Raw genomic sequence first — 12,353 nt, 5'->3', positions numbered from 1 at the left:
TCACTTTATCCTTGGCAAAAGTGGCGCAATTTGCCTAAACCTCCACCACATAACCGTCATTACATGACAAAAATTGCAAGTGTTTACTTTTAATAGCTTAAAAAGAAAGGTGTAATAGGCCAGTCAAAAATAGCCTCGTAGGTACCCATGTCATGATGGAAAATCGGATTAAATATCGCCACCTTGAGTGTTTTTTAGAAGTCACTCGTCAAGGCAGTCTGGTGCGAGCTGCCGATGTCCTTCAACTGACGCAACCTGCGGTGTCAAAAAAACTGAAAGAGCTGGAAGAGATTCTTGGGGTCAGGTTACTCGAGCGCAGTAAAAAAGGCATTGAACTGACATCATTTGGCAATGTGTTTCTGGAATATGCCAGCACCAGCGTGGCTGCCCTAAGAGAAGGCGCAGAAAGGGTTGCTCAAGCTCAGAACAAGGGCTTTCAACAACTCAGCATCGGTGTGTTACCGACAGTCGCTACTAGCATCTTGCCAGAAGCCGTAAAACGTTTTCGAGACCATCGTACTGATGTGCGTTTACACCTTGTCTCTGGCCCTAACTCCTTACTCATGAGCCAATTACGAGTGGGAGAATTAGATCTTGTAGTGGGGCGATTAGGGGTACCGGAAGCCATGTCTGGCCTATCCTTCCAGCATTTGTATTCAGAACAAATCGCTTTTACCGTGCGCCCCGGTCATCCGCTACTGAACAAGCAAGACTTCCAACTAAACGACATCTCCGACTTTACCGTGCTCTATCCCCCCAAAGAATCCATCACAGGCCCAACGGTTGAAAGCTTCCTATTAGCAGAAGGCGTGCGGCCAATCCAAGACCGTATCGACACGGTATCAGACTCCTTTGGTAAAGAATTCATCCGTCACAATGACGCAGTCTGGATCATTTCACGGGGAGTGGTGGCACGGGAAATTGCCGATGGGGAGTTAGCAGAGTTACCGGTTAACACCAAAGAAACCCTAAGCGCTGTCGGTCTAACAGTACGCTCCGATACCGCCATGTCCTCTGCTTTACAGCAGTTTGCCACGGCGGTTCGAGACACGGCAGAAAACCTAGACAGCTACTACAACGTGCGTCCTACGTCCTAATAGCCCTCATCACCTCTAGGCCTGTGCAGCACTGCGTAAACGAAGTACAGGTCGCTCATCGATAACGACATGAATAAAGGCAGTCACCAGAGCAATGATGGCTGCCGCCCACCACACCACATCGTATGACCCAGTGGTATCGTACAAATAACCACCCAACCACACACCACTGAAAGACCCCAACTGGTGGCTTAAAAAGACGATGCCGTACAACATTCCCATATGTTTAAGACCAAACATCTGACCAACCAGTCCTGAAGTCGGCGGTACCGTCGCCAACCACAATAATCCGGTCATAATCGAAAACACATACACACTCATGGTACTCATGGGCAGCAGCATAAAAGCAGCTATCACTATCGCGCGGATACCATAAATATAGGCCAGTAAATATTTTTTAGAGTACTTCCCAGACCATGAGCCAGACAGCAAACAACCAAAGATATTAAACAACCCAATCAAAGCCAGACTGGCTACCGCCACTTCTGGCGCAAACCCTTCGTCCGCTAAGAACGCAGGCATATGGACCGTGATAAATGCCAGCTGGAAGCCACAGACAAAGAAACCAGCTACCAATAACCAGTAATGGGAATGAGCGCTGGCTTCTTGCAACGCCTGCTTTACCGTTTGTCCTGACTCAGGCTCACTACCAGATGAGGCACTTCCTGCTCGGCCCAAAGGCGCAGCAAACAACACCATCAATAGAGCGCAGGCCCCCAATAACATCAATGCCGTGCTCCAGCCATATACCGATAAGAAATCCTGAGCCACGGGCACCACTAATAGCTGTCCCGCAGACCCAGCAGCACTGCCCAAACCTAAGGCGAATGCCCGCTTCTCAGGTGCTACCATACGTGCCATTGCAGGCAGAACAACACCAAACCCTGTGGCAGCTACCCCCATCCCCATTAAGAATCCCGCGCCAATATGTAGATCTGCAGCACCATCCGCCGTGGCTGTGACATAAAGCCCTAGGGCATAAAGCAAAGAGCCAACAATTACCGTCTTTAAAGTACCAAAGCGATCAGACAAGGCCCCCGCCACCGGCTGAGCCAATCCCCACCATAGGTTTTGCAAAGCCAAGGAAAACGCAAACACTTCTCGTCCGTAGCCAAATTCAGTAGAAATAGGGGCCATAAAAAAGCCCATAGAAGAGCGTAAACCGAAGTTTAACGCCAATAAGACACAAGCAAACGCTACCGCGATGCTGAGTAAACGAACAGGTTGAGACATGTTAAGTCCTTTTAAACATAGGATGTCAGGCGAATCTGCGACAGTACTCCAAATCCCTGAGAAGAACAATCTATCGGTTTAAAAGGCGCAATTTTGTCCTAAAACGTTTTGAACTCCCCAACCTTATTGGCAGCACGCTGGTACGCTGGCTGTTTGCGGACTCTTTCGATCCATTTTGGGATATGTGGATAATCAGACAAATCACTCACTTGGCTAAGTGCTAACAGCGGAAAACTCATTTGAATGTCTGCGGCACTGGGTTGTTCCCCCGCAAACCAGATATTCTGGGATAAATGGTCTTCAATAAGATTCAAGGCATCCCGCAGACGTGGAGAAATGAAGCTGGCTTCCACTTTTTCACAGATGGTTTTAGCAATGGGCTTCACAAAAAAGGGCATTTTCTGCTTCGGGATTTTACGAAACAATAGCATCATCAGCAGCAATGACATCAAAGAACCTTCCGCAAAATGCAGCCAGTAACGATAGTCCACCCGCGCTTCTTTACTAGCAGGTTTTAACACACCGTTTGCGTCATACTCTTCCGCCAAGTACTCCAAAATCGCACCAGACTCCGCCAAAGTTAACGCCCCATCTTGTAAAATCGGAGCATGTCCTAATGGATGGATTCGCTTTAAACTCTCAGGAGCCGTCTGATCTGGCGTCCGCTGGTAGGTTTTAACCTCATAGTCCTTACCTAAGGCTTCCAATGCCCAAGCAATTCGTTGTGAACGCGAATTTTCTAAATGGTGTAGCACTAACATAACGTTCTCCTTTGTCTCCCTACTTAAAATACGGAACAAAAGGAAAACTAGATGACTTATTTTACAAGGACTGAGGGGAACGAGAGACACAAAAAAGCGATACATCTAGGTATCGCTTTAAAGGGGGATCACTCTAACTCTGATCAAGAAAGGTTAAGCGATCTCTTCTAAGAAAGCTTTCAGGTAAGCCCTGCCGCGCTGGTTAGCAATCGGCGAAAAGGCATGTCCGTCTTGGGGTGCATTAGCTCCAGGCAACATGAAGGAATGCTTGGCATTACCAAAGTCAATAAACTGCCAATCTACCCCTAACTCATCGAAATACGCTCGAGCACTTTCAGCAGAATCCTCATCGACCATAGGATCTTGGTAGCCATTACACACTAAAAAGCGCGCTTCTTGGTTGGCTTTACTTTCTGGCTCAACCCGATGGAAATTCATTAAGCCGTGATAACTGACAGACCCTGCACTGACCGGCAAATGTAAACCTGCTTCAATGGCCAAACGACCACCAAGACAGAAGCCAACATGGACAATCTTTTTATCTGAATGTGCGGCGGTCACGTCATTTGTTAGATCGTTTAGCAACCCAGTCAAAAGAGCACGGTCAGTCACTAGTAACTTTAAGGTATCCGCTTTGGCTTGCAGATCAACGGGGTTATTGTCTTGCCCATAAAGATCCACCGCCGTCGCCGTATATCCCCAGCTTGCAATATCGCTGGCGAAGCCTTTTTCAAAATCGCTCAATCCGCCCCAAGTTGGCCAGATCACTACATGGACATTGGACGTGTCTTCACCGTCCCAAGCCACATGAGAATGGGAACGCTCCACCCCTTCAATAAATCTCTTATTAAATTCAGATGACATAAGGAACTCCAATAAATCGTGTTCTTAGCAATGTAAGAGAGCCATGCCAGAACATCAATGAAGTCCAGACGGTCTTCTCGGGATTTTCATAATTTAGAAATTATGCATAAAGCAATCATGCTATGAAAATACAGGACGATTGCCCTGCTGTCGGGACTGCCAAGTGTCACGCCATTGGGCGAACTCAGACAATGGAATAGGACGACTGATCAAGTACCCTTGAGCCTCTTCACAACCAAGCTCACAAAGGGCGTGATACATGTCTTCTGTTTCCACTCCTTCCGCCACCACATCTAAACCAAGGTTGTGGGCCAAATCTATCGTGGATCGTACAATCACCTTATCATTTGGGTTTTCAATCATACCAAACACAAAGGACTGATCTACTTTCAGCTCGTTCACAGGCAAGCGCTTCAAATAACCAAGCGATGAATAGCCGGTCCCAAAATCATCAATCGACAACCTAAAGCCCATTTCGGAGAGTTTTGCCAAGGTCTGCTCCGCAAATTTTGGGTCGTCCATAATGGCACTTTCAGTGATTTCTAAACACAAACCCGAAGCAGGCACATCAAATTTAGACAAGGTATCCGCCAAAAACTCCGGTAACCCCGGTGCCATCAAATCCCGCGTGGATAAATTCACTGAAATACGCAGCGGTGTGTCTTGAATTTGCAAGTCATGCCATTGGCGAACCACTTCACGAATCATCCATTTAGTTAGCTCCCGAACAAACCCGGTCTGCTCTGCAAAAGGAACAAATAAATACGGCGCCACCATACCTTTTTCAGGGTGCTGCCAACGTATTAAGGCTTCTGCGGCAGTCACTTTATGGGTTTTCGTATCTACTTTTGGCTGTAGGAATACCCTCAGTTCATCTTGATTGACCGCTCGGCGCAGCTCAGATAACAAACTTAAGTTTTCCGGTGCGGCAGTCACCAATGATTCGTGGTAAATCACCAAGTCTTCTTTACGGGCTTTGGCGGCATACATGGCCACTTGAGACACGTTAATCAAGTTGTCCACATCGGTCGCATCTTTAGGCCAAGAAGCCACACCAATACTGGCACTGAGATCAATTTGGGTTTCATTAATCTCCAAGGGACGGTTGAGAGATTGCTGCAATGTTGGTAGCACAGCATCTAGTGCGTCAGATGAGCTCAAAATAATCGCAAATTCATCACCACTGACCCTAGCGACACAATCTGGGCTTAGCCCTGCAGAGTTCGTCAGTTGGATTGCCGTGGCTTTTAGGATCTCATCCCCCATGGCGTAACCCAACACATCATTTACCTGTTTAAAACGGTCTAAGTTGATAGTGACCACGGCAACAAATGTGTTTTCAGCATCTTCTATGGCTGTCTCAACCATAGAGCGAAAACTCACTCGGTTAGGCAAGGACGTTAGGGAGTCAAAATAGGCAAGTTTTTTTATTTCCGCTTGTTGCTCGCTGATACTGGTCCGCATGCCTGCGAAACTTCGTGCCAGTGTCCCCACTTCATCTGCTCGTTTGGCACCACTCACTCGAGCACTAAAATCCCCTTTTTCAAGAGCGGCTGTCGCTTCTGTTAGCGCTTGCAAGGGCTGGGTAACACGACGGGAAAGCCAAGTAATCACGAGGGCAAACACCAAAATACCGGCGGTCGTCACAAAAAGGTATTGGTTTGATAAACGATCAAAGCTGGCCCGGGCATCATTGAGGGATTCCATAAAAACCATACTCACATAGCCACCAATGACCTCACTGCCTTTAATGGCACTCACAAACACATCGTCTTCAACAACAAGCTCAGTGCTGGTATTTTCTAAAAAATATTTAGCTTGGGGACTGTTCGCAAAATAGCTTGAAAGACTGTCTTTATTTGCCAAGATGATTGCGTCTTGATTCGCCTCTTTCGCTAGCAATACGATGTCTACACCAGACAACTCACTGGCAGCCTGAATCCGGTCCGCCTTAATTGTAAAACCTAGCAATACGTATCCAATCACCCGTGGTGCTCGAATGGGAGCTAGTACAAATTGGGTGGGCTCCCCGTCATACATAGCAATCAGATTACTCGCATCTCCCGCTTCCATAGATTGGCCAAGTCGCTGAATCAAGAAACCGAGATTCGTTGAAGACAGCACCCCCAGATTTGAAGAAGCCTTTAGGTTCCAGCGAGAATCCACCATGATGGCAATGGAGGCATCAATGCGTTCCGCGCTATTTAGGAGCGCTGAAGAGATGGTCTTTTCATCCTGAGAAGACACCGCAGCTCGGAAGCCGAAATCTGCAGAGAGCACTTCTGCCCCCTCCTTCAACCGATCACGACTTTGTATCATTTGCTGCTGCCAAACACGCTCAGCAACGGTCAGGGCACGGTTAGCTTCTTCACGAACTTGCTGATCCAAGGTCGCTCGTACAACAAAAAAGCCCACCGCTTGAACAATCAAAAGCAGTATCAGGGTAAACAGTACAAATCGTGCCGATAAGTGCGATCGAAAGAGCGCGAATAAGCGTCCCATTAAAATGAGCTTCCAGAATCTAAACGAATGGTTTGGGTCACATCCGTTTTACCCAATGCCACTTGAGCGGTTTCAAAAGGAGCGCCATAAGGGAATGAGCGATGCCATACATCCACATCATATGTATCAGACGGCTGGCCTGAGAAAGTCACCAGTCCATTCGCATCTGTTTTGCCATAAACAGACGTATTGGTCACCAATACCCAAGCCAACATGGTGTCATGGATATTGCACCCCAGCTCAACAATGCCTTCTTGATCAAATACCACAGGATCTTTTGGCTTACCTATATAAAGCTTCAATTCAAAGGTCTTGGCGGGTGAAAACGAGTAAACGTGATGGCGCACGTCATCCTGATTTGGGAAGGAAATAGCCGACCCCTTTGTGACGACCTGCAAACCGGGGATAAACGCTCTATCTTGCTGAGCCATGGTTACCCCAGTCTGAGGCTTGGCTTGCTTGATTAACGCATCCGATTTAAGAAACACTACTGCATTCTCTAATGGCTCTCCGCCACTTCCCAACACAGTAATTTGAATGTCTGCCGCCCATATGGACGAAGACATAGCACAGGCACACAAGGCACTGACTATCCTTCCCTTAACCATGAATCGCTTCTCCTAACATTAAGGCTCGATCGCAAACCCAGTGTAATGCACGCCATCTCCCAGCACGCCAAGTTCATGGTTACGACCACTCTCTAAATCGATTTCAACCAACACCGTCTTACTGTTTTGACTGCTTAACACCGCTGCCAGTGCCACATTAGAAATGTCACTGATGTCAAAAGAGGCATCGCGGATACTGCCTAAAGATAAATCACCTACTGTATACAACACACCCAAATTAGGTGAAACGCTTGGTGTCACCCCTTCTTTTGTCCCCTGCATTACCAAGTTACCGTGACGACGATCAATCGCATAATTGGTCGTCAGCTTACTATCATTTGGATTATAGGTGTAAGCCGCAGCCACAATATCAGGCAACTCTCCCGCATAGGGATCTTCATCACTGTATGCCAGTTTTGGATCTAGCTGAACCCCAGCTGTGGAGCCATTAAAATCTACTACCGCTCCGGTTTCTGGGTGCAAACGAGAGTTGCTGTTCTTATCCCCTACTACACGTAACTTGTCTGCAGCGGGGTTAAAATCAAAACCATAGGGCCCCATGGCCATATGAGCAACTGGGGAAGAGCCTGGCACCAAGGTCGCTTTGCCAGTTTTTTGGTTAATAATATAAATCCGTCCCGTATCAGCTAAAGCATACATATCACCGTAGGCGACACGAAAATCGATACCAATCACTTTATCGCCCATTTCCAAGCCAGTGACTTGAACCGAAGATTGGATTTTTGCGGGCATGGCAGGGTTCACATTGATCAAGCGATGGGCATCATCAATCGCCCACACAGATTTAGGCAGCGAACCCATATGCCCATCAGCCAAAGCTCCAGTAGACATACTCAGACCAATTGTTAATGCGACTCCCGTAGTCAGGCGACATGCAACGTTCTTCATAGCTTACCTCTTATTATGATTACTCGAATTCCTGCTGCATCCTTCAGCGTCGGATATATTCTCCATTAACAGCACAATGCTTTATGCTCTAAGCCTCTGTACGAGAGGGAGCGTAACTCGGTTTAGTATTCTAAGCATAAACATAAGACAAAGGTGAAATACACCGAAAGCAAATTGTTTTAATTTGTACCCCAAAACAACCTTGAGTCCCTGGGCACAAGTCCTTATAATTCGCGACCTACAATGTGCACCCGTAGCTCAGCTGGATAGAGCGCGCCCCTCCGGAGGGCGAGGCCGGAGGTTCGAATCCTCTCGGGTGTACCATTTTCATAGCTCTGATCCCATGCTTTCCATAGCCTTTCCAAGTCACCACCCAGTGTTGTGGTCATAAAATGACGACCATCTGACTACTCATTCATATTTTTATCAGGATAACTTAAGAGTGACTTGTAGCAGAACGTATCGAACAAAATTAGTGACTTGGTAAATCAATCTATAAATAAAAAAATCAGCCAGATAGCTGGCTGATTTTTTGGGTTAAAAGCAGTTTAGGTACTAGCGTTAAAACTCAGATGCCGCATCGCCAAACGCGTCCCATAGGTGTTGGGAACTGGATAAGTCACTTAACACTAAATATCGATCTGCGCCTTCAGGGTTTTCTGAAATATTTACAACAATAGCATTTACCCGAGCAACGGAAGTCTGCGCAATCTGATTGACTGCAAATGCCCCTTGCGTCAAATCCACACCACATACCTTCGCAAACATGGTGCCACAGTCGACACCACGGCACATAAACATAGCATGGCTATGCTGGCAGTACAGTCGATATACTTCTTGTTGCTGTAACCCCCGTGTTTCTATTTCATACAGGCGCTGCGTATTTTGCTGTGCTTCATCAATGAGCCAGAATTCACTTTTACTCAAGCGCAATACGCGAATGCCACTGTCATCAAGTAATGCTTGGTTAGGTTGATCTGGAACAGGAAGCTTTTCAGCTATTAAAAAGGCTTCCGCTTGTGGCCCGCGAAAACCAAGCCGCGATACTTCAGTCCAATCTTCGAATTCAATGGAAGACGCGGATGCTTGCTTTCCAGTGATTTGTGTCTGACGCAATGATGGAGCACTGCTGATTAAAAATGCTGACATATTAAGCCACCTCCTGACGAGCACCTTCTGGATCATAAAATGGCAGTTCTACCACCGTTGCTATAACTTCTTTACCATCTACCCGAATCGGCACTTGTTGCCCGACATCTTGCTGTGCAACGCCGACAAACGCTAAACCGATATAGGCATCTAATGTAGGGGAGTACTCACAGGAGGTCACATTGCCAGTAATATTAGAATTTTCGCCAACTCGATCTAGCACAATATGCCCTTCTTCTGGCTTAGCTGCTGTTTTCTCTAACTTAAAGCCCACTAATTTACGGGTTTGCTCACGAGCCATTACGATGTCTACAGATCGGCTACCCACATAAAATGGCTTCTTACGAGCAATGGCCCAGGTAAGCGACAACTCTCCAGGATGAGACATACCATCAGTGTCTTGGCTAACAATGATGTGCCCCTTCTCTAATCGAAGTAGTCGCTGAGTTTCCACACCAAAGGGTCGCATATTGAACTCATCACCAGCATCCATTAGCAGATCCCAGATTTTCAAAGCAAATAAGCTTGGCATGTGTACTTCATAACCCAGTTCGCCAACAAACCCTACACGCAATAAGCGCACTGGCATGCCTTCAATACTGCCTTCTCGATAACCCAAGTAAGGAAATGACTCATTAGAAAAGTCCACATCACTGCATACTTTTTCGAGCACCTTGCGAGCAAGGGGGCCAGCAACGTTTACCGCAGAGAACGCAGAGGTCACATTGGCGATGTCTACCTGTAAACGCCACTGAGCGTTCCATTTAGTCATCTCTCGATACACTGCATCTACGCCACTGGTGGTCGCAGTTACATAAAAATGATTTTCTCCAATGCGACAAGCCACCCCATCATCAACCACGACACCCTGCTCATTTGTGAGAACGGCATAACGAGTTTTACCCACGGGCTGTTTTACAAATGCAAAGGTGTACATACGGTTCATAAACTCCGCGGCATCAGGGCCACGAAGCTCAATCCCTCCTAGGGTACTGACGTCTATCATGCCCACGCTATTACGCACCGCTAATGCCTCCTGCTTAATCAAAGCTTGGCGGTTATGCTTTGGCCCATAAAAGGCAGGACGACGCCAAATACCCGCAGGAATCATATGCGCACCTAGCTCTAAGTGACGTTGATGCATCGGCGTGTATTTATGTGGATTAAAAATACGCCCTGCAATATTGGCCAGTTTCTCTGGTACAAATGGTGGACGTGCCGTTGTGACACCCGTTTCACTTACTGATCTCTGGGTGGCTTTGGCCACTAAACGAGCCGTTGGGAGTGCTGAATGGCGCCCCTGTGATGGCCCCATCCCAACCGTAGAAAAGCGTTTTACTAGCTGAACATCGCGATATCCAAGGCGCGTAGCGTTAATAATATCCTTGGCTTGCAGGTCTTCATCATAATCCACAAAGTCTTTGCCTTTAGGGTGTTTGAAAATCGGCCATTCGAAATTTGTTGCTTTGTCGCAATTAACCGCTGGTAGCGTGGTATCAGTGAATTCAAGACCAACCAAACAATCCTGAGCAGCGCGCTGACCGTCTAGAAGCACTTTACCCAAGTCATGAATTCCGTTTACAGAACCTGCAATGAACACATTTTTCGGTAAGTTAGATAGGCTAAAGCGTGCACTGGCATCGTCATACTGTAGCTTTGCTCCGCCTTGGCACAATAACTGATAAGTTGGCATATAGCCTGCGGACATACAAAGCGTATCACAAGGAATAGTCACCCCGTCCCTCGCTACCTGTCCTTGTCCGCTAATGGTATGAACTTTTACCGCAGCTAGATGTTTTTTGTCACTCGTTGGAATGGCTTCGTACACCGTGGCTTGGCATTTGATATTAATGCCTAGAGCTTTGACTTCTTCTGCCAAAGAGGCGTCAGCCCCTTCCTTTCGCATATCGACAATCAAAGGAACTTTAACGCCATTTTTGACAAGCTCGATAGCGGCCAAATAGCCATCATCATTCCCGGTCAACATCACGGCTTTTTGTCCAGGCTTGACCGCATAATGCTTCATTAAACGCATAGCGGCACTGGACATCATGATGCCTGGTACATCGTTATTACGGAACACAACATGTTGCTCAAAGGCACCGGAAGCCACTACACATTGCTTCGCACGCAGCTTAAACATGCGGTTCCCTTGGATCACGGGTAAATAGTTATCTGCAAACCAAGCATTACAAGTCGCTTCCGTTAAGACACGAATTTTGGGGTGCTGAGTTACCTTGTCTACTAAAGCAGACAAGGTCTGATGGGCAACAGCATCATCCACATCAAAACGATGGTAAGTGAGAGCACCACCAATCTGTTTATTTTCATCGATCAGTATCACATCTGCACCACCTTCTGCGGCATGGATCGCCGCAGACAAGCCTGCCGGCCCTGCACCAATGACCGCTACATCACAGAAGCCATAGGCCTTGTCATGATAAGTCGGTTTGAAGTTCAAATCCGCTACACCCAATCCCGCTTTCTTACGAATGAAGGGTTCCCACTTATCCCAAATACCTTTGGGCTTATAAAAAGCACGGTAATAAAAGCCCACTGGCATGAATCGGCCGCCATACCCCAATTTAGCGTCTTTATCCTGCTCCAAAGTACCATTATAGTTTTGCCCCATGATCGATGAGCCATCTTTCGCCAATACACGATCAGCTAAAGCATTAGGTTCTTCTGGTAACTGCACTAAGGTGTTGGCATCTTGCCCAGCCATGGTCAAAGGACCCCGTGGGCGATGGTACTTAAACGAGCGAGACATGAGCCACTGGCCATTTGCCACCAAGGCGCTGGCAATGGAGTCCCCTTGAAAAGCGGTATAGCGAGCACCTTCAAATTCAAAACTAAGTTCTTTACTACGGTCGATTAAAGAACCTAATGGCTCCGGTAAACGATCTAAACCCTTCATGCTACAACCTCCTTCTCAGGACTTGCTTGCTCAAATTCAACACGCTTTTGTAAAAGCTCACTAGGATCAAAAGTACGTAAGATCTCGTCGGATGCCGTATGACGCTCGGCAATAAACCAATAACCTGATGGAGAGTGAAACCACCACTCTTGTACAACTCTGATGGTGTTTTCAGAATAGAAGACATAATCAGCCCATTCTTTATCGGTACAGGTCTTATGATCCGGCATGGTTTTCACTTCCCCGCCGTACACAAATTCGGAGATATTTCTGGGGCCATTTAAAGGGCAAGTCATTAATTTCATTGTACGTC

At 47.1% G+C, this 12,353-nt stretch carries 10 protein-coding genes and 1 tRNA gene; 2 read left to right on the top strand and 9 right to left on the bottom strand.

Annotated elements, in window-relative coordinates; genetic code table 11:
• Window positions 1-152 precede the first annotated feature (152 nt).
• Complete coding sequence (gene pcaQ, locus ACFQ45_RS02005) at window positions 153-1,097, top strand: pca operon transcription factor PcaQ (RefSeq protein ID WP_377364796.1); 945 nt, start codon at window positions 153-155, stop codon at window positions 1,095-1,097.
• Between the two features lie 15 nt (window positions 1,098-1,112).
• Here pcaQ and ACFQ45_RS02000 read toward each other — a convergent pair whose 3' ends face one another.
• The 6 genes from ACFQ45_RS02000 to ACFQ45_RS01975 form a co-directional block, all read right to left on the bottom strand.
• Entirely contained in the window at window positions 1,113-2,330 is a 1,218-nt protein-coding gene (locus ACFQ45_RS02000) for an MFS transporter (RefSeq protein WP_377364794.1), read from the bottom strand.
• A 98-nt stretch (window positions 2,331-2,428) separates the two neighbouring features.
• Window positions 2,429-3,091 (bottom strand): glutathione S-transferase family protein, encoded by a 663-nt coding sequence (locus tag ACFQ45_RS01995; RefSeq protein WP_377364792.1) that lies wholly within the window; start codon window positions 3,089-3,091, stop codon window positions 2,429-2,431.
• A 153-nt stretch (window positions 3,092-3,244) separates the two neighbouring features.
• Window positions 3,245-3,955 (bottom strand): dienelactone hydrolase family protein, encoded by a 711-nt coding sequence (locus tag ACFQ45_RS01990; protein ID WP_377364790.1) that lies wholly within the window; start codon window positions 3,953-3,955, stop codon window positions 3,245-3,247.
• Window positions 3,956-4,075: 120 nt separating this feature from the next.
• Window positions 4,076-6,457 carry a putative bifunctional diguanylate cyclase/phosphodiesterase gene (locus tag ACFQ45_RS01985; protein WP_377364789.1) on the bottom strand — a complete coding sequence of 794 codons (2,382 nt, stop codon included), beginning with the start codon at window positions 6,455-6,457 and terminating at the stop codon, window positions 4,076-4,078.
• Complete coding sequence (locus tag ACFQ45_RS01980; RefSeq protein ID WP_377364787.1) at window positions 6,457-7,065, bottom strand: methylamine utilization protein; 609 nt, start codon at window positions 7,063-7,065, stop codon at window positions 6,457-6,459. Before ACFQ45_RS01980 ends, ACFQ45_RS01985 begins: the two co-directional genes overlap by 1 nt.
• Window positions 7,066-7,083: 18 nt before the next feature.
• Complete coding sequence (locus ACFQ45_RS01975; RefSeq protein ID WP_377364785.1) at window positions 7,084-7,974, bottom strand: DUF4394 domain-containing protein; 891 nt, start codon at window positions 7,972-7,974, stop codon at window positions 7,084-7,086.
• A 247-nt stretch (window positions 7,975-8,221) separates the two neighbouring features.
• Here ACFQ45_RS01975 and ACFQ45_RS01970 point away from each other — a divergent pair.
• A tRNA-Arg gene (locus ACFQ45_RS01970) sits at window positions 8,222-8,298 on the top strand.
• A gap of 237 nt (window positions 8,299-8,535) precedes the next feature.
• Here ACFQ45_RS01970 and ACFQ45_RS01965 read toward each other — a convergent pair.
• From ACFQ45_RS01965 to ACFQ45_RS01955, 3 genes are read right to left on the bottom strand one after another with little or no spacing between them, the layout of a single operon-like run.
• The gene (locus ACFQ45_RS01965) at window positions 8,536-9,123 is read right to left on the bottom strand and encodes a hypothetical protein (RefSeq protein WP_377364783.1); all 588 of its coding nucleotides are present in this window, start codon (window positions 9,121-9,123) and stop codon (window positions 8,536-8,538) included.
• A 1-nt stretch (window position 9,124) separates the two neighbouring features.
• Window positions 9,125-12,040, bottom strand: coding sequence for an FAD-dependent oxidoreductase (locus ACFQ45_RS01960; RefSeq protein WP_377364781.1), 2,916 nt, complete (start codon window positions 12,038-12,040; stop codon window positions 9,125-9,127).
• The gene (locus ACFQ45_RS01955) at window positions 12,037-12,345 is read right to left on the bottom strand and encodes a sarcosine oxidase subunit delta (RefSeq protein ID WP_377364779.1); all 309 of its coding nucleotides are present in this window, start codon (window positions 12,343-12,345) and stop codon (window positions 12,037-12,039) included. The genes ACFQ45_RS01960 and ACFQ45_RS01955 overlap by 4 nt, the downstream gene beginning before the upstream one ends.
• Window positions 12,346-12,353 lie beyond the last annotated feature (8 nt).

This window comes from Rhodanobacter aciditrophus (genome assembly GCF_042679525.1).
Classification (GTDB): Bacteria; Pseudomonadota; Gammaproteobacteria; order Pseudomonadales; family Marinomonadaceae; genus Marinomonas; species Marinomonas aciditrophus.
Note: the sequence above shows the minus strand (reverse complement) of the source record. Positions and strands in the feature narration are given on the sequence as shown.